Here is a 19,206-nt window from a genome sequence, read left to right as displayed (position 1 = left end):
CCAGGATCAAACTCTTCATCGTTATAACATTAATATCTCATCAATGCAATAACCCTCAAAAGCTGTCCCGCCTCAAAACGGTTCTTTGTGTTTCCTTAAATCTTTAAAGAATCTTAATCAATCCATACAACGACACCCTAAAGCGCCATCTATGGCTTAATTCGCTGTCTACCAATATATCAATGAACTTGTCTTTCTTACTCTTTACACCCAACGATCCCTCGTTAAGCGGGTGCAAATATAGAACCCTTTTTTCGGTTGCACAACTCATAGCGAGAAAAATTTTTTGATTTAAAAATCAGCTTTCTAAACCCTTGATAATGAGATGTGATTTTGGAAGAAAAATTTTTATTCCCCCTGCTTTTTTCAGGAAAAGAAATTCCAGACCAGTCCGAACCGGATCACAAAATCGCGATAGGGATACCCGGGAGCCGCATAAAAGGTATTTCCCGTAAAGGAGGAATTAAAATGTTCAGCCTTGAGATAGATCCGCGTCTGACGCACCTTGGCGTTGATAAAGAAGTCGAGCATGGGAAAAGCGCCCAGCTCCTCCCGGTTCTGCACATAGAATTCCCCCAGTAAGGGATTGTAAGCATCCATGTTGTAGGCTGTAAAATATTTAAAGGTCACCCCCGTCTGCAGGAACATGGCCCTTTTAAAAACATCACTTGAAAAATAGAGCGTATTGCGGGTCACTAGCTGGGGCAAGTTCAATACCCGGTTGTCCTGGGTAACTTCCTGATACATAACCGTATTGTTCAGCGCCCATTTTCCGAACCTGAATTCCTTTGCGTATTTTACCTTCAAATGATTCACGGAACTCCCCTCCTGTTTGGGGGTCACAAAGGCGTTCTCCGCCCCATCCGCAATCTGTTGTTCTGTCGCATTGGAGGAAAAATAAGTGTAGTTATCCGTGATGGAATACTGGGCTGTTAGGTTTCCCCAGACCTCTGATCTCAGGTCGAATTTCAGGCTTTGTACGCTCTCATCTTCGAAGAGTTCCGCATTGTACCAGTTGTAATTCGCGTAATCTGACTGGTACAGCAGAAAATTAAAGTTGGGTTTACGGGAAGAAGAGTGTACACTGAACCGGACGGTGTTCCCCTCGTTGATCTCCAGCCCGGCAGAAGCGTCAAAAATATAATTGGTCAGATCCCCTGTGATCCCGTAAGCCAGGTTACCATCTATAGAAAATGGACCTATTCGCTTGCTGTAACTCCCTCCCACCGAGAGTTCATCTCCCCTGAGCTGGTTGGGGATGGTACCCCCTTCCGTGATCAGCAGGCTGTTGAAGAAGTAGTTGTACTGGTACCAGTTCACAAATCCCTTTATACTCCCCAGGAATTTGTTGGAATAGTCCAGACTTACCTGGTTGAAAAAGGTCTTCAGGGTAGCCTTGTCATCGATCGGACTAAAAAGGTCTTCACCAAAATAGTCGTTCTGGGCATCCTGCTGAAACTGATAGTACTTGGTCTCGTACGTAAATTCATGGCCTATCCCCAATGAGGAATCCGATACTGAATCTTTTTTCCTGGCCAAAGCATACCGGTGGTCCAGAAAGTACCTTTTCCCCAACACCTTATTGCGGGCATTCGTAAAGAAAACATCTATCCGTGACCGGTCCTGGAATTCCGGATCCTCGGATTCAAATTGCAACTCCTTGGCTATCAGCCCCCCATTCTCTTCTCCCAGAATGTCCTGGCCGGTAATGTGGGCCCTTAGGGCATACCGCCGGTTCTTTGAAAGGTAATTGGCAGTGGTCCTGAAATTTCCAGATTCCATCTGACTGTACTGGTATTTCCCCAGGGATCGGAATCCCTTATAGGCAATAGAAAAATTAAACCTGGGAGAGGTATTGAAGGTGATCATCGCATCGAGTAGCTGCCCCTGTTCAAAAGTGGTCTTAAAGAACAGATCCGTCATAGGCGTAGGGACGTTGTAATACGCTATATCCTCTTTCTCCAGGTAGTTGAAATGCCTGGCACGTGCCCCGAGTAAAGGATACAGGTTGATCCTGGCCGGATCTATGCCGAGATGGTTGTATGGCTGACCTACGTTGGCAAAGGGCATGAGTTCGAAATCATCCCGTCTCAGGTAATTGTAACTGTATTCTTTCTGAATTGTAAGGGTAGTATCGAGATACGTGGTATCCCTGGAATACGAGATGATCTTGTATTCCTCGATCTTATTGACGGGTTCTTCTGACCCTGTACTTAAGGACGGCCTGAGGTTTTGTTTTCTGAACTGTGCAGAATCTTTTTCTTTCCCAGGAGGTGGCAACTTATCCTGGGACGTTCCAGGAATAATGGCCAGGAGTAATAAAATTGTAAACAGGTACCTCATAACTAGTCGACTCCGGCAAAGGTACTTTTTTCGTCCTAAAGAAGTGTGAAACTTCTGTAAGAATAGTCCGCTATTGTTTATCTTGGGCAGCCTCACTACATAATCCTTAAAAAAGGCATACATAGAACTAAAAAAATTGAATAATCCCGAAATTTTAGGGATATTAGACCAAAAAATTAGCATGATAAGAAAATTACTCTTGCTCTGCCTGTTGGCGGGCTCCTTTTCCCATGCCCAGTTCAATCAGAACGCCCCCTGGCTGGCAGGGCCGGATGGGAGTCAATTCAATACGCTTTCCCCTGAACAACCCAAAACGATCTACGAGATCTCAGAAGCTTTCGAAACCTATTGGAAGGACCGGGATCCCAACGCCAAGGGAAGCGGGTTTAAACCCTTTAAACGGTGGGAAAACTACTGGATGCATTTTGTGGATTCACGAGGGTATCTACCCACCCCTAAACAGCTCTGGCAGACCTGGGAGAACAAACAGAACCGCCAGGGGATGACCACCAACCCGACGAGTGCCTGGACATCGGCAGGCCCCCAACAGGTCGGTATCTTTTCAGGCAGACTACCCGGAACCGGACGGACCAATGCCATTGAGGTAGACCCCAATAACCCAAATATCTGGTATGTGGGGGCACCTGCCGGGGGTATCTGGAAGACCACGGATGCCGGAGCTACCTGGACCAACCTCTTCGACAACTTCCCTCAGATCGGGGTTTCCAGTATAGCCGTGGATCCCAAGAATTCCAATATCATCTACATAGCCACAGGGGATGATGACGCCGCCGATTCCTACAGTGTGGGTGTATTCAAATCTTTGGATGGGGGTGCCACCTGGCAGGAGACCGGACTAAACCCATCCACTTCGAATGTCAATACGCTGATGACGGTGATCCTAATAGACCCAACGGACTCGAACGTGTTGTGGGTTGCTACCAATACAGGACTTTACAAAAGTACGGATGCCGGTGTCACATGGGGCAGCCCCTTGCTTAGCGGTTATATTGCAGATTTAAAGCTAAAACCGGGAGATCCCAATACCGTTTATGCCATCGTAGGTCGTTATTTAGGTGGAAGTGGAAACCAGATTAATTTCTACAAATCCACAAACGGCGGGGCAACATTTTCCAATCTGAGAAATGAGGAGACCGGACAAAATGTCGTCTTGCCGACAAATTCGGGCAGGGCCTTGCTGGGTGTTTCTGCAGCTAACCCTGAAGTACTGTATATACTTTCTGCCAATACAGGATCAAGTAATTTCAGCTTTCAGGGGCTATATAAATCCACCAACAGCGGCCAGACATTCACCCAAAGCCCTAACACCACCAACATCATGGAATCGAGCCAGGCCTGGTTCGACCTGGCCCTTGAGGTCTCCCCCACCAATGCCAACGAAATCTATATGGGCTGCCTCAACATCTGGAAGAGCGTAAACGGGGGAAATTCCTTTACCCGCCTCAACCAGTGGTTTGTAAACAACAGCGCCTATACGCATGCAGACATCCATACCATAAAGATCTTCAACGACCAGGTCTTTGCCTGTACGGACGGGGGCATTTATCGATCTACCAACGGAGGGGCCAGTTTTACGGATTACACGGCAGGTATGGCTGTGGGACAATTCTACCGTCTTTCTGTCTCCCCGAACAATGCCACCAAAATGATAGGCGGATTGCAGGACAACGGAGGCCAGATCCTCCAGAACGGGGAATGGAAGAACTATCACGGGGGCGATGGAATGGACAATGTGATCGATCCCAACAACGACAATCTGGTGTACGGCTTTACTCAGTTCGGCGGATCCCTGAATGTGTCATCGAATTCTGGCCAGTCTATCGGCTTTGTAGGTCCACCCAGGGACTCACAAAACAACACCATACAGGGTAACTGGATCACTCCTCTGGCTATCAGCAGCACAGGGGATGTGTATTCAGGATTCGATGCCGTGTACAAACTGGAAGGTTCTAGTTGGCAAAAATTATACACTATTCCGAGTACGACAGGGGGTATTGATGATCTGGAGGTCGACCCAAGTAATCCATTGGTGATCTATGCCGCCGAAGGGAATTTCGTGCAGAGAAGTGATGATGGGGGTCAAACCTTTACAGCTTTTTTCAATGCCGGAGCCGAGATATCGGACATAGCCGTAAATACCAATGACGGTTCGGCCATCTATGTAATCACCTCCCGGAGGGTAGGAAGGTCCCAGTCTGAGCAACAAGGGGTTACCCGAAAGGTCTACAAGGTCCCCGTCAATGCCAACGGGGATGCAGGTCCCGATGAGGATATTACCGGAAATCTCCCTTCAGACCAGGCCTTTTTCTCCGTCGTCCACCAGGGCCGACACACAGACAACCCTATTTTTGTAGGCACCAGCCTGGGGGTCTATCGGACGGATGACTCTTTGATAAATGGCACGGCTACAGAATGGGAAGACTATTTTACTAATCTCCCAAGTGTGGCCATCAGCGACCTCGACATCAGCCTGGACGACGAGCTCATAACCGCTTCCACTTACGGCAGAGGGGTATGGCAATCCCCCATACCCATTCAGGTCCCGGATAATGACGTCAGACTGGTATCCCTTTCCCCTGCCAACGATCTGTTCCTTTGCGGGGAGATCTTTCCGGAGATCGTGGTGGAGAACAACGGACTGAACCCAATTACTTCCGTAGATGTGACCTACAGGCTGAATGGCGGCAGCCCTCAGAATTTCAATGCCCCGGTAACCTTGAGCAGCGATGAGAACACGACCCTGTCACTACCCTCCCTCAGTCTTTCAACCATAGGTGCCTATACCCTGGAGGTATCGGTTTTCATCTCCAATGACGCCTTTGCGGACAATAACACGGTCTCACATATCTTCTACGTGAACGATTTTGGGCTAGGAGGGGCGATCAATACTTTTGAAACTGCTGCAGACGCGCTCAACACGTACAATGATGGGGGTAGTACCCCGGTTTGGGAAAGAGGGGTGCCTCAGGGAACCTTGCTGAACCAGGCGAGTTCCGGGACACAAGTTTATGGTACAAATCTCGACGGGGATCACCCGGATGGAACCCTTGCCTACCTCGTGAGTGATTGTTACGAACTATCCAGCATACTGGCGCCTGTCCTGAAATTCCAGATGGCGTTCGACCTCGAGATCAATTTCGATATCGTGTACGTGGAATACACCACAGACGATGGGGCCAACTGGCAGGTTCTGGGAAATATCAATAGTCAGCCCAATTGGTACAACAGTGACCGTACCAATGAGAGTTCCGGGGCAGAGGACGACTGCCAGAACTGCCCGGGTGCACAGTGGACCGGTACGGACGCCACCATGAAGGAATACGCCTATGACTTCACTGCGAATGCAGCCCTGGGGGAACCCGACCTTACGGGCGAATCCAATGTGATCTTCCGGATCGTTTTCCATTCCGACCCTTCGGTTACCCAGGAAGGTGTTATTATCGATGATCTGGTGGTAGAAGGCTTTCAGGATGACGAGGATGACGACAATGACGGTGTGCTCGATGTGGATGACAACTGCCCGCTGGTGGGCAATGCGAGTCAGACCGATACCGATGGCGACGGACAGGGGGATGCTTGTGATACGGATGACGACAATGACGGGATCCTTGACGTGGACGACAACTGTCCTCTTGTTGCGAATCCCAACCAGGAGGATGCCGACGGGGACGGAATCGGTGATGTTTGTGACGATGATGCAGATAACGATGGAGTACCCAACGGGAACGATCTTTGCGACAATACCCCTCAGGGAGCCGTGGTGGATGTGAACGGTTGCGAGGTCTTCAGCCTGCCTTCGAACAATTTCAGACTGCTCAGCACAGGGGAGACCTGCCGTGGAAATAATGATGGCAGCATTACCGTTGAAACCCTGGAAGTCCTCAATTACACGGCTACCGTGATCGGTGCCGGACTAAACGAAAGTCTTGGGTTCACCGATATTCTGACTGTTGAAAATCTGCAGGCGGGTATCTACGAGGTCTGTATCACCGTAGAAGGACAGGCAAACTATGAGTCCTGTTTCTTCCTCACCGTTTCAGAACCGGAAGACCTGTCCGTTTCCTCCAAGGTAGACTCTTTTGACAATAAGGTGACCCTGGATCTGTCCGGAGGAAAGGCCTATACCATCAATCTCAACGGAGAGGTCTACCGCACTGATGAAAGCCAGATCACCCTTTCCCTGTCCAAAGCTGAAAACATACTGACCGTGAGAACGGATAAGGACTGCCAGGGGGTGTATGAGGAGGTCATCCGCCTCAGCGATGAACTCCTGATCTACCCCAACCCGATCTCCTCAGGCGATCTCAATATCTACCTGGGGAACAACAGCTCGGACCAGGTAGAGGTGGCATTGTTCGACCTCAATGGAAAAACGGTGTTCCGCAAGAAATACAGCGCACAGAACAACGAAATACGCTTTAATGTGGATGCACTTTCCAGGGGGATCTATCTCCTGAATGTAAGGACATCCACCAGTTTACTCACATATAAAATCATTCGAAAATGAGATACGAAGTACCCATTCTGGGGATTCTGATGTTGGCCCTGGTCTCCTGCGGGGGTAGTGGGAATGGTGATCCGGAGCCGGAACCACCGGTTTTGGTGACTCCCCCTTCGGCCGCTACGTTGATCTTCCCGGACAACAACACGGAGTGCAATGAGGGCGTGGTTGTGAATGCCACCCAAAGCACGGTGACCTTTCGCTGGACGGAAGCACAGAATGCCGACACTTATGAACTGAATGTCAGGAACCTCGACAACAACAATACCGCCCGATCCAATGTGAGCACCAACAGTACAGACCTTACCCTCCTCAGGGGGGTTCCCTATGAGTGGTTCGTAATCTCCAGGGCCAACGGTACCAATGAAACTGCTACGAGTGCTACCTGGAGGTTTTACAACCAGGGAGCGGGGGTGGAAAATTACGCACCTTTCCCTGCAGAAGTAGTTAGCCCGGAAAGGGGTTCCACAGTTGCTGCCACCGGAAACGTGAGTCTGGTCTGGGCAGGAAGCGATGTGGATAATGACCTTGTGGATTTCGAGGTCTTCTTCGGGACGGATACCGCTGCACTTGCCTCCCAGGGGACCACCACCGAGAGCACCTTTGTCGCGACCATAGATGCGGGTACGATTTATTACTGGCGGGTCCTTTCCCGGGACAGCCAGAGTAACACCTCACTTTCGGAGGTTTTCGAATTCCGGGTGCAATAATGACAGAATTCAAATTTAAAAACCGATACTGGAATGGTTTTTGAAACCATTACAGCAAATAAAACAATGTAATTCATGATCAAAAGAAATTTTATGCTGGCTCTCGTAATGGGTGCCGCCTGTGCCTATGGGCAGAACATCGACCTTCCCACGGAATACATCAACAATACCACCCTGGGCGGGGTCAATAATCTGCCCCCCAATGTACAGGGTTCTCCATATGCAAATGAGGAGTTTGCACTGGGAAAGGTATTTGTGAAAGGGCAAGACCCCTATAACGGCCTGTTGCGTTACAATGCCTACCAGGACGGGATCGAAATGAAAACAGACAAAGGTGTAATAACCCTTCTCAAGCGAGAATACCTCAGTGCCGAAATTGATGGCAATCTCTATCTCATCGAAAATTACAAGAATAACGGGGCGATCAAAAAAGCCTACTTTATTGAAAAGAACAAAGGAAAAGCTCGACTCCTCCTCAGACAACGCAAGGAATTTATCGAAGAGCGACAGGCTACGTCTTCCTATTCCAAGGACCAGCCCGCAAAATTTGACGATGACCTTACCTACTATCTGATAACGGAAGGAAATGCAGGGGTCGAAGTTCGGATAAAAAGCAAGGACATCTTGTCCGCCCTCCCGGACCATCAGAAAGAAGTGGAGGCTTTTGCCAAAAAAAATAAAAACAAGATGAGGACGGAAGAGGAAGTACTTCAAATACTCGCCTTTTATAATTCCCTCTGAAACTGCCTCTACCTTTATAAAACCCGTACATGAACAGTACGGGTTTTTTTGTACGTGAAAAGAACCCCTTTAGTTTCTATTATAACGCCTTAACATTCTGTGCGAATCCGCTCAAAAGATTTATTCAAATTTTATTGGTGAAACGCCCCCTATTACACAGGCTGCACTGCTTTCAGTGGATCTTTTTCGCACAGTCTTCTCCCATGGTCAGATATGCATTTCCATCAGGCTTGGATAGCCCTTACTCAAGGAGAAAGATTTTAGGTCTTGGGAATTCCCGAGCCACCCACTTTTATCAACAGTTCAGGACACGCCTTTAACAGACCTCCTTTTCCACGTCCGCTCCCTTTTCGGCCCTAACAAGGAGGTTCTCAAGTGAAATTTTCGTTTGGTCGCAGTGAGCAGGCGAAACAGATTCGAACGGAACAATGATCAAGTGCTCCTTCTCAATAAATTGGGAAAGAAGTTAATCCCTACTTTGAACCAACATCTTCTTAACGGACGTTGTCAATAAGGGGAAGATCAAAAAGATAAGAGAAACAGAAATTCTTCAGGTCGTATCCTACTAGAACTCCTTTTTAAACAACCCGCCCATTGCCCAAATAACACCCGCTCTTGGTTGGTATGTCCCATTCTTCCTTACGGAGCAGCACGGGGTGTAGAATCATTAGGCAAAAGTTCCGTATGTATCTGCAAAATCTTCTCACCCAGCCGCTTGATCTTTGCGGACTATGATTTTTCATTCAGAACCCTCTGCCTATCGGGCATAAAAAAACCTGCGGCAGAAACCGCAGGTTTTATTTGATCAGACTCTTATTGTTATTGCCTTGTAAATGTGAATTGATAAGGCCCAAATGTAGCGAGTGGTCCCGTACACTGAATAACTCCTGCCACTTCATCATAGGAAGAATCGGTGTATGCAAAGGTCCTGAAATCACCTACTCTTGGGAATCCAGCATCGAAGGATACCGTGCCGGAACAAGCCAGGAAGGTCATTACGGTTCCGTCAGGAATATATTCATTAAATCCAACGCTATTCGTGATGACCACCTTCGTACCAGAGGTATCTCCCGGCGCCAGGGCCAACTCAACCTGATAAGATTCATTAAAGAAATCACTGAGACCATTTGGCGAGTTAACACCGGCAGTAAAGTTCTCAAAGACTGTAAAGGTGCCCACAAATGCATTGATGTCTACAGGGCAGTCATTGTCTATAATGGTAATCGTACGGGTTGTATTAAAGCCTCCCTCTCCACCGATACCGATGGGCAAAGAATTACCGGAAGACAACTCAATGACCACATCGAGGTCACCATCAGCTGCGAAATTATCTATAGGTGTGATTTCGATGTCTGCAGAGAATTCTCCAGCAGGGATATCTATGGTACCCGTAGATGGGCTCACAACGTAACGGCTGGGATCCGAAGAGGTAACCGAAAAGCTGACAGTTACACCAGATTCATTAGTTCCCCTTCCCAGAAGGACTTGCGTAACAATAGATGTCGCTGCATCTTCCGTAATCGATCCGCTTTCAGCAGACAACTGGATAAATCCATCGGGCGTATCGTAAACCAGCAGGTCCTCCTCACAAGACGTGAGGGCTACGAAAGCCAGGACTATAAGTGAAATATATTTTTTCATGATTTGTCTTTTTTTGGATTAATAACCAGGGTTTTGTTGCTCTCTAAGACCTGGGTTTGCATTGAACTCCACGATGGGCAGAGGCAGTGTAAACCTAAAATCTGTAGCAGGCAGGCTGCAGGCGCCATTAAAGGCACAATCTATTGGATCCTTCAACACGCCCTGGTTGGCACGCTCACCCAATCTCTTTAGGTCTTTGTACCTGTGGCCTTCGAAGGATAATTCAATCCTTCTTGCATCCAGGATGGCGGCAAAAGCTTCTGTCTGATTAGCAAAAACCGGCAAAGCTGTATCTGTACCAAATCTGGCATCGTTCAACTGCTTCAACAAAGCCGCTGCAGAATTCGTAGCTCCGTTGATGCTACCGGCATCGGCATATGCCTCGGCGCGGATCAGCAACATTTCAGAAGAACGAAATACCTTAAGGTCATTCATTAACGGCTGGCCTTCAGAACCTGGGTATTTCTGGATCACCAGAATATCGGTGGCTGGGTCGTTGTTAGTGGTGTAGTCCGGATCGATCAAGCTCGTAGGAGCTACATTCACATCATAACGGATGTCTGCAGGGTCATAGAGGTTAAAGAGGGAACGTCCCATTTCAAAGTAAGGAGATCCTGCCAGCGTGGCATCCACAAAGGCAAATCGGGCACCAGCCCATCCACCAGCGGCCGGGCTTCCTGTAGCTCCCTGTCCGTCATAAGGATCATTATTTGTTCTTTCGAGCTTAAATATGACCTCTGTATTATCCGTATCGAGAAACATGGCCTCGTACTGAGCTCTGTTGGCCAGTCCGTATTTGTCTAACAACTGCTGGCTCAGCGTAGCTGCCAGGGTGTAGTTCTCACGATAGGCAGCGATTCTTGCGCGAAGGGCTGTAACAGCATCCCTATTAGCGAAAGTCGGGTCGCTGGTATCTGTACTGATCAAAGACTCGGCACGATCCAAATCTGCAAGGATAAGGGCGTACACTTCCCCGTTCGTGTTTCTCAACAATTGCTCGTCAATGCTGGGAACACGATCTAACGCGATCACGCCTAAGGCATTGTCATCAGCGTAATCTGTCGTGAAGTATTCCATTAGGAACCAGTGAGCCCATGCCCTGAGGAAATAGGATTGTCCAAGGATATCGTTGTACTGGGCCTCTTCTCCGGCTTCCGGAGTAATGCTCTCCGCAGCCTCGATCAGCCTGTTGGCCGAGTTAATAGCAGCATAACCGCCGGTCCAGAACACAGCGGGAGCAACACTTCCCGCATTCAATACAAAGCCGTAATCGGCAAGTCCTTGCCCTCCGTTGTCAAAACCAATAGACAATTCATCAGTAAAGATGGAACTGAATGCGATCTCACCACTGAGGTCGTAATTTGCATAGACCCCGAAGAGTCCGGATTGCAGATCTGCCACACTTTCAAAGGCGGCATCCGCGTCTAATCGTCCGGGTTGGTCAATGTCGATAGCATCATTACAAGCCACGAGCATGGTCACCAAACCAAATAGATAAAATATTTTTCTATAATTTTTCATTGCTCTTTTTGTTTAAAATCCTAATTCGAATCCTACTGATAAAGTCTTAGGTGTTGGATAGAGGCGTGAGGTGTTACTCAGCGCTTCTGCGTCAAATCCTCTCCATTCGGTAATCGTAAACAGGTTCTCCGCGTTTCCGAAGACTCTCAACCTTGTAAGACCGGTGCCATCCAGGAATCGGGATGGGAAATTGTATCCGATGGATGCGAACCTCAATCTGAGGAAATCAGCATTTCTCAGGAATCGGGTTGATCCTACAGCCGCCCTGTTAAATGCGTCGTAGGCGGGGATATCAGTGATCCTGTTATCTGGAGTCCATGCCCTCAAAAGGTCGCGTGAAGACCTGAACTGTCCGATGTTGTCCGGGTTCTGGAAACCGGCCAGGTCATTGTCAAATCGATCAACTCCCAAGGTGTAGTTAAACTGGGTTTGAAGGAAGAATCCTTTGTAGTCCAGGTTGAAACCAAAGCTACCGTTAAAATCAGGGTAGATGTTCTTATCTAACCATACACGATCTGTATCGGCATCGGGATTCTCGGTAACATTGCCGTCTGCATCCAGGAACAACAGGTTTCCGTTAGCTGGGTTTACCCCGGCGTATCTCACGGTGAAGTATTCAAAGAGTTTTCCTCCGTTCCTACCGGTACCGATTAATTCACCGTCTTCGGAAGGAAGATCACCTAACTCCTGCTTGTTGTAGTTACCCACAAAGTTCAGTACCAGGTTTACCCCGTCATCTCCTCCATTGAGGATGTTGTAGTTCAAGGTAAGGTCTACCCCTGTGTTAGTCAGGGTTCCCGTGTTGGCATCTAACTGGGTTACTGCGTTAATAGCAGAAACCGGGGTGCTCTGGAAAAGATCAGAAGTTTCCTTGATATATCCATCAACACTACCCCTCAACCTATTGTTGAACAGTTCGAAGTCGATACCTACGTTACCCTGGGTAACTGTTTCCCATCGCAGTGTCGTATTGGCGATCTGAGATAGGAAGATGGAATTGTTGTTTCCATATCCTGACCCTGTGGCAAAGAAGTTCCTGGTAAGGTCCGGAGCTGAGAAATAGGTGTTCCCTGAAATCCTTTGGTTACCAGAGGTACCATAGGACGCACGCAGCTTCAGGACATCAAAGATGGAATTTTCCATCCAGGATTCGTTATCAATATTCCATCGCGCTGCAACAGAGTAGAAATTCGCGTAACGGTTACTTCCTGCAAAACGATAGGAAGCATCTCGTCTGATTGTACCAGTGATTCCATACCGACCGTCGTAGTCGTAATCTGCCTGACTGAACACGGAGAACAGACCGGCGTTACGGATGGTTGCGAAAGGCTCATCCACGAATAATACGGCTCCTGTGGCTGGGTCTAGAAAGGTCGGAATAAATCCGGCTCCATCCCCTGGGAAGAAGGTCTTCGGGTCTAACCCGTTTTCGCGGAAACCAAAAGTCCTTAAGTGCGCTTTAAAGTATTCTGAATATACTCCGGCATCCAGGGTGTGTTTTCCCCAGGTGTTGTTGTAATTCAGGGAAGTTACCTGGTTGTAACTGAATTGTCTTACCGTAACCTGATCCTGATATCCTGAGGTTGGGTTCTCGGCACCACCAAACAACAAAGCGTTGAAAGAGGTTGGGCCTTCCGCCTCAGTTTCAATTTCATTCTGGTAATCTGCACTCATTGTTACATTAGCAGATAGATTATCTGTGATCTGGTAACCAGCCTGGAAACTTCCAATGATCTTCACTTCTTCCTCTTTCCTTGTAAATGTTCGCAACCTGTCGATCAGGAAGAGAGGTGTATTGGAGAAAAGAAGCGGGGATAACAAATCTGCCCCATTGGTGTAATCATCGGCCGTAATATAAGGAACAGACTGGTACGCCCCGAGGATGTAGTTCCTGTTAATGGCTCCAGACCCAATATTGTTAGGCTCGTTAGAAGTTGAGTAGTTAATAGTAATATTAGTACCGTAATTGAATTTCTCATTCTCAGACTTTCCGGTTGTATTATTCCTAATACTGAACCTTTTCAGGCCAGAATCCTGAAGGATACCTTCCTGATCAAAATATCCAAGGGAAGTAAACTGAGTGGCTCTTTCACTACCCGATTGCAGTGTAAGGGTATGGTTCTGAGTAAGACCTGTATCGAAGAAATAATCAGCCCAGTCAAAGGTCGGAGCCGCTGCAATCTCAGCATCCGTTAAGGTATTTCCCCTTCCGGCGCCTCGAAGTTTCTCCAGGGTCAACTGCTCCTGAGAATCCATCAGATTGTAATCGTTATCCTGCAGGGTACTGAAACTCATGATCCCAGTGTAGTTAATCTGCAGACCCTGATTGAAATTACCCTGACGGGTCTTAATCACGATCACCCCGTTCGCACCCCTGTTTCCGTAGATGGCAGTTGCACCGGCATCTTTAAGTACAGATACAGAAGCGATGTCCTGTGGGTTCAAACTCCTGAAGTTGTCCTCATCGACAGGAACACCGTCAATGATGTACAACGGCTGAGTGTTACCGTTAATGGAAGTAACACCACGAAGGTTTACATTTGAAGCCGCCCCTGGCTGACCTGTGCTGGTAGTAATGTTAAGACCTGCTACCTGTCCGGAAAGGGTCTGTACAAAACTCGCGTTCGGTCTGTTCTGGATGGACTCATCCGCGTTGATAGTTACCGAGGCAATGCTCGACTTCTCTTTGGTGGAGTTTCTATACCCCTGTACTACCACTTCCTGGAGTGCCTGGGCATCTTCTTCCATTTGAACGTTCATAGTATTTGCGGTACCAACCGTTCTCGTCACCGTCTTCTGACCCAAATAGCTATACCTCAGGATTTGCCCTACCCGGGCGTTGAGGGTATAGTTTCCGTCAAAATCGGTTTGCGTTCCTGTAGTTGTCCCTTCGACAATAACAGCAACACCAGGCAGCGGCAGACCTGTCTGGTCCGTCACAACACCTGAAATCCTTTTCTCTTGTGCAAAAGAAAAGCTCATGCAGAGCACCAACAAAGGTGTCAACATCCAAGTTAACTTTGATTTCATTTAATTAGATTTTTGAATTAGCCAGCTGCAAAAATGATGATTAACTTTTAATTATCCAAATGAGAAGTGAAGACGAGGTTAAGGCGTGTTAAAATATCATCATTTATTATCGATTATTCAGAGTTTTTAAGGATTCCCCTTACTTTTATCAAATAATTTAACGAATAGCCCTTTTTAATATATTGAAAACTGTTCTTTTCCCTGAGGTCATTTATGGGTTTATTAAGAGAATATCACCGCTTTCTATTTGAGGCCGGAACGGACGAGGCCGGGCGGGGTTGCCTTGCAGGTCCGGTAACCGCCGCTGCCGTGATCCTCCCCCCGGGTTTTACCTCCGTTTTGCTCAACGATTCCAAGGCGCTTACAGAGAGGCAAAGACTGAAGGCAGAAAAAGAGATCGAGTCCCGGGCGCTGGATTTTGGCATCGTGCACATCGATCCCGAGACCATTGATGAGATCAATATCCTCAATGCATCCATCCTGGGAATGCACAGGGCGCTCGACCGGCTTCGCCTGCAACCCAGGCATATCCTGGTAGACGGCAACCGCTTTAAGCCTTATGGCGCATATTCCCATGAATGCATCGTCAAAGGGGACGGAAAATACCTGAGTATCGCGGCTGCCTCCGTCCTTGCCAAAAATGCGAGGGACCGGTATATGGAAGCCCTGCACGAGGAATTCCCCATGTACAACTGGAAACAAAACAAAGGATATCCCACCCGGGAGCACAAGGCCGCCATCCTCGAACACGGCCTTACCCCATACCACAGAAAAAGTTTTAAAATCAAGATCGAACCCCTATCCCTTGAACTTTAATCTTCTATTTTTGTCGCAAAATAGTCTTATGAAAGGTTTCCTTGCGATTGGTCTAATCGCCCTTTTGATCACGGCGTGCAATCCGCTGGATAGATCCGACCGGACCCCCGAGGAAGCCATCCCCCAGAACGCGGTTTTCATCCTGAAGGTACACGATCCTGCCGCCGCCAAAAGGGAGCTGGAGCAGAATGATTACAATTCGGGATCAGTACCGTCTGTTCAGATTCTTACATTCCTGAGTCAACTCAATGACCTGAACATAGACGAGCCGGGCTATCTCGCGGCCCTGCCGGCAGAAGGGGACAGTCTCTCTTATCTTTATATCTCCAGAGTACCCGGGCAGGTTATAGAAGTAGATTCCCTTGACCCCACCGATGAAACTCCCGTGGATTCCCTGAGCTCGGAGGCTGCAGAAACTCAATCAGAGTCGGGTTTTTCAAAGATTCGGATAGGCAATTTGGAATTCAGAAGTCGGGATTCCGGGCTTCTTAACGATCTTAGGGAGTCGGATTTTAAAGACGGCCCTCCCTTAAAACTCCTTTCCCTCCTCAAAAAATCAGGTTCCGGCAAGCCCCTTACCCTCTTCGTGGATTCTGACAAGGCGGATTCCCTCGACCTCCTCAATCAGAAGGAGAGTTCAAGAAAATGGTCTGACCTGGCAGGAACCCTGGCTCTCGACCTCAGCACTGCCTCCGATAAACTCCAATGGACAGGGGTTGGCGTTCCCAATGACAGCCTTCCTTCCCTCCTGACCCTCTTTGAGCACACCCAACCCACAATAAATTCCCTGGCTTCCCTTGCCCCTGAAGGGGCAGACGGGATCCTGACCCTATCCTTTACGGACCATACGGTTTTTGCTGAGAATCAGCGAAAGTCCTACCCCAAAGCCCGGGCCTCTGATACGCTGTTCCGAACCGTGGAAGAGATAGGTCTCGTCTTCCAGGGAAACAACAGGGCCGTCCTTATGAACACCTATGGAGCCCTGAGTCTGTCTGAATACCTGCTGAGGATGCGCTCCTCTTCTTATGATTACCAGGGAAAAGAAATAGGCGAACTCAGTCCGGATGATCTGCTGGAAGCGGCCTTCCCATCCCTCCTGAAGGATTTTAAATTCACACATTACACTGCACTGGACAATGCCTTTGTCTTTAGCGAAAGCAAGGAATTCCTGGAGCTGATCATCAGGAATATCAACAGCGGAAGCACTTATGACACCTCAGCGTCTTATCAGAGCGCCAGGGAAGAACTGGCGGAAGCCTCCTCCCTGTTATTGTTGGGAGATAAGGACAAAATGGAAAAAATAGCGGCCGAGCTCCTTCCTTCGGGCCTGGTCCAGCTTTCAAATGCGTCTTCAATGCAAGATCCCTTATTGGCCTTCCAGGTGGTGGCCGACCGGTCTTTTTCCCACCTGAACCTGCTTCAAAAAAGGAAATCAGGCCGTTCCAGAAAACAGGGCGTAAATCCGCGTTTTACCATACAGCTCGATGCGCCTCTGGCTAATACCCCTCAGTTCGTTACGGACCACAGGAACAATAAAAAGGAGATCGTAGTGCAGGATTCTGAGAATAACCTCTATCTCATTTCCTCCGAGGGAAAAATCCTCTGGAAAAAGGAATTGGGAGGACCTGTACAGGGGAGGATAGAGCAGATCGACCTTTACAAAAATGGCCGGCTACAGCTCGCCTTTACCACGAGCAACCAGTTCCTGGTGCTGGACCGGAACGGGAAGGAAGTGGCCCCGTTTACCAAGAAGTTTCCGGGTGCCATCCTAAACCCTCTGGCAGTCTTTGATTATGAAGGGAACCGAAATTACCGATTTGTGGTGACCCAGGGCAGTGATGTCCGCATGTACAACGGCAAGGGCAATACAGTATCGGGCTTTAAATATACCAAGGCAGAAAGTGCTGTGCTGGACCGGCCCAAACACTTTAGAATAGGTACGCGGGATTACCTGGTATTCAGGCTGGAAGACGGGACCCTGAAGATCCTCAACCGCGTGGGCGACACCCGGGTGGCCGTGAACGAAAAGATCGATTTTTCAGAAAACGATGTCTATCTCTACAACGACAAGTTCATCGTTACGGACAAGACCGGCACGCTGTTCTCCATCGATACCAGGGGGAAACTCACCAACACTCGTTTCAACCTGGCCAAGGACCACGGGATGGACGCTACTGTGAAGACCCTGTGCCTGATGAATGACAACGAACTCACCATCAAGGGGAACAAGGCTTCCCTCGACCTGGGGGTGTACACCAAACCCCGCATCTTTTATGTCTACGACAAGATCTACGTGAGCGTGACCGACATCCAGACCCAGCGGGCCTACCTGTTTGACAGCAACGCTATTCCTTTTACGGGATTCCCCGTCTACGCGAACTCACCCATCGACCTAAGTGATATAGACAACGACCGGAGGGTTGAGATCGCAGCCAAGTTCGAGGAGAATTCACTGATCGTGTATTCGTTGAATTAGTGGGCTTAAAAATCAGTTGATAAAATTTTCCCAAACCCAATTTTTCTTATACCTTATAAGACTAAACCACCATAAGTTATGAGACCACTAATCCGAAGATCCAGCCTGTGGATTATCATGGCATCGATGGCCATTATTCCCACGGCCCAGGGCCAGATTCTAAAAAAGCTAAAAAAGAGCGCAGAAAGAGCCGCCGAGAGGACTATTGAGCGAAGGGTGGAAAAGGAAACCTCCGAAAAAACAGATGAGGTCTTGGACAGTATCCTGGAACCTGGAAAGAAAGGTGAGGTCGCCAGAGATAAGGATGGGAACCCCATACCCCAGATGGATACGCCAGGCCAGGGTGACACCGATACAAAAAAATCACCAGGTGTACTAAATGGACCTCAGGAGATGAGGGTCTACAGTAAATTCGATTATGTCCCTGGTGACAAGATCTTGTTTTTTGAGGATTTTCAAAATGAATTTATTGGCGATTTTCCTTCCAAATGGAATACCAATGGATCCGGGGAATTGGTGACCTTCGATGACTCGGATGAAAAATGGCTCGAGCTTGTTTCTGGTTATAATATCTATTTTATCCCTGATGTGCCGGATCTACCGGAAGAATACACCATTGAATTCGATGTTACAGCTGTTGGACTCAGCAAACGAACATCTTCTACGGCCATGCTGCGGGTTGACCTAAGCGACGATGGGGCATTTAAAGAAGGGGCTAACTTCGTTCAGGCCTCGATACCATTTTGTCAGTACTCCCCTATAGGAATAACCATGGCCAATCACATTAACAACAAACGTGAAATTTACAGTGTGGTGAAGGCCGACCTCAGAGACGAAGTACTCAACCGCCCCCATATATCCATTGCAGTAAATAAGGAACGCTTTCGCCTTTGGGTCAATGAAGAAAAACATATTGATATACCCAGGATTGTCCCGGCAGGTGCAGTCATAAACACCCTTAAATTCCATATGAACAATTTTAAAGATGGGGAAGAACGCATTTTTATTACCAATTTAAAAGTGGCCGAGGGTGGTCTCGACCTCAGGCGCACCTTGCTTGCCGAGGGTAGGGCATCCACTAATGGCATTCTCTTCGGTGTTGGTTCTGCAAAGATCCAACCCCAATCCATGGGAATCATCCGTCAGATATCACAGGTTCTGCAACAGGAAAAAGACATGAACTTGAAAATTGTAGGACATACGGATGCCGACGGGACAGAAGCGTCTAATCTCGACCTTTCCCGCCAAAGAGCTGAAGCCGTACGGGAGGCCCTGATCAGCATTTATGAGATAGAGGGCGCACGGCTGACAGCAGAGGGCAAAGGAGAATCTCAGCCCGTTGCTGATAATACCTCCCCGGACGGAAAGGCTAAAAACCGTAGAGTCGAATTTATAAAACAATAAAG

10 protein-coding genes are annotated in these 19,206 nt (G+C 48.2%); 6 read left to right on the top strand and 4 right to left on the bottom strand.

Annotated features, from left to right (window positions below; all coding sequences use genetic code 11):
- Positions 1-366: 366 nt before the first annotated feature.
- Positions 367-2,343, bottom strand: coding sequence for a putative porin (locus GWK09_RS14560; protein WP_163694200.1), 1,977 nt, complete (start codon positions 2,341-2,343; stop codon positions 367-369).
- Positions 2,344-2,524: 181 nt separating this feature from the next.
- On the opposite strand from GWK09_RS14560, the gene GWK09_RS14555 reads away from it, so the two are divergent.
- The 3 genes from GWK09_RS14555 (at position 2,525) to GWK09_RS14545 (ending at position 8,316) form a co-directional block, all read left to right on the top strand.
- On the top strand, positions 2,525-6,871 hold the full coding sequence (locus GWK09_RS14555) for a thrombospondin type 3 repeat-containing protein (RefSeq protein WP_163694199.1): 4,347 nt from the start codon (positions 2,525-2,527) through the stop codon (positions 6,869-6,871).
- Positions 6,868-7,575 carry a hypothetical protein gene (locus tag GWK09_RS14550; protein ID WP_163694198.1) on the top strand — a complete coding sequence of 236 codons (708 nt, stop codon included), beginning with the start codon at positions 6,868-6,870 and terminating at the stop codon, positions 7,573-7,575. Before GWK09_RS14555 ends, GWK09_RS14550 begins: the two co-directional genes overlap by 4 nt.
- Positions 7,576-7,650: 75 nt before the next feature.
- Entirely contained in the window at positions 7,651-8,316 is a 666-nt protein-coding gene (locus GWK09_RS14545) for a hypothetical protein (RefSeq protein WP_163694197.1), read from the top strand.
- Positions 8,317-9,135: 819 nt separating this feature from the next.
- Here the strand turns inward: GWK09_RS14545 and GWK09_RS14540 are convergent.
- Genes GWK09_RS14540 through GWK09_RS14530 form a run of 3 tightly spaced genes read right to left on the bottom strand, consistent with a single transcriptional unit; the run spans position 9,136 to position 14,508 of the window.
- Positions 9,136-9,957, bottom strand: a complete 822-nt coding sequence (locus GWK09_RS14540) for a motile sperm domain-containing protein (protein ID WP_163694196.1) — start codon at positions 9,955-9,957, stop codon at positions 9,136-9,138.
- An 18-nt stretch (positions 9,958-9,975) separates the two neighbouring features.
- Positions 9,976-11,478 carry a RagB/SusD family nutrient uptake outer membrane protein gene (locus tag GWK09_RS14535; protein ID WP_163694195.1) on the bottom strand — a complete coding sequence of 501 codons (1,503 nt, stop codon included), beginning with the start codon at positions 11,476-11,478 and terminating at the stop codon, positions 9,976-9,978.
- A 12-nt stretch (positions 11,479-11,490) separates the two neighbouring features.
- Positions 11,491-14,508: a SusC/RagA family TonB-linked outer membrane protein gene (locus tag GWK09_RS14530; RefSeq protein ID WP_163694194.1), complete on the bottom strand. Its 3,018-nt coding sequence runs from the start codon at positions 14,506-14,508 to the stop codon at positions 11,491-11,493.
- Between the two features lie 213 nt (positions 14,509-14,721).
- On the opposite strand from GWK09_RS14530, the gene GWK09_RS14525 reads away from it, so the two are divergent.
- The 3 genes from GWK09_RS14525 (at position 14,722) to GWK09_RS14515 (ending at position 19,204) form a co-directional block, all read left to right on the top strand.
- Positions 14,722-15,324, top strand: coding sequence for a ribonuclease HII (locus GWK09_RS14525; protein WP_163694193.1), 603 nt, complete (start codon positions 14,722-14,724; stop codon positions 15,322-15,324).
- A gap of 28 nt (positions 15,325-15,352) precedes the next feature.
- Complete coding sequence (locus tag GWK09_RS14520) at positions 15,353-17,800, top strand: ribonuclease HII (RefSeq protein WP_163694192.1); 2,448 nt, start codon at positions 15,353-15,355, stop codon at positions 17,798-17,800.
- Between the two features lie 78 nt (positions 17,801-17,878).
- On the top strand, positions 17,879-19,204 hold the full coding sequence (locus tag GWK09_RS14515) for an OmpA family protein (RefSeq protein WP_204260482.1): 1,326 nt from the start codon (positions 17,879-17,881) through the stop codon (positions 19,202-19,204).
- Positions 19,205-19,206 lie beyond the last annotated feature (2 nt).

Source organism: Muriicola jejuensis (genome assembly GCF_010671595.1).
In the GTDB taxonomy this organism is placed as follows: Bacteria; Bacteroidota; Bacteroidia; order Flavobacteriales; family Flavobacteriaceae; genus Muriicola; species Muriicola jejuensis.
This window is presented reverse-complemented; position numbering and strand designations above follow the sequence as displayed.

Bases quoted from the DNA above. Each gene is read 5' to 3' on its own strand.
- GWK09_RS14560 (WP_163694200.1), bottom strand. From the start codon at position 2,343: ATGAGGTACCTGTTTACAATTTTATTACTCCTGGCCATTATTCCTGGA.
- GWK09_RS14555 (WP_163694199.1), top strand. From the start codon at position 2,525: ATGATAAGAAAATTACTCTTGCTCTGCCTGTTGGCGGGCTCCTTTTCC.
- GWK09_RS14550 (WP_163694198.1), top strand. From the start codon at position 6,868: ATGAGATACGAAGTACCCATTCTGGGGATTCTGATGTTGGCCCTGGTC.
- GWK09_RS14545 (WP_163694197.1), top strand. From the start codon at position 7,651: ATGATCAAAAGAAATTTTATGCTGGCTCTCGTAATGGGTGCCGCCTGT.
- GWK09_RS14540 (WP_163694196.1), bottom strand. From the start codon at position 9,957: ATGAAAAAATATATTTCACTTATAGTCCTGGCTTTCGTAGCCCTCACG.
- GWK09_RS14535 (WP_163694195.1), bottom strand. From the start codon at position 11,478: ATGAAAAATTATAGAAAAATATTTTATCTATTTGGTTTGGTGACCATG.
- GWK09_RS14530 (WP_163694194.1), bottom strand. From the start codon at position 14,508: ATGAAATCAAAGTTAACTTGGATGTTGACACCTTTGTTGGTGCTCTGC.
- GWK09_RS14525 (WP_163694193.1), top strand. From the start codon at position 14,722: ATGGGTTTATTAAGAGAATATCACCGCTTTCTATTTGAGGCCGGAACG.
- GWK09_RS14520 (WP_163694192.1), top strand. From the start codon at position 15,353: ATGAAAGGTTTCCTTGCGATTGGTCTAATCGCCCTTTTGATCACGGCG.
- GWK09_RS14515 (WP_204260482.1), top strand. From the start codon at position 17,879: ATGAGACCACTAATCCGAAGATCCAGCCTGTGGATTATCATGGCATCG.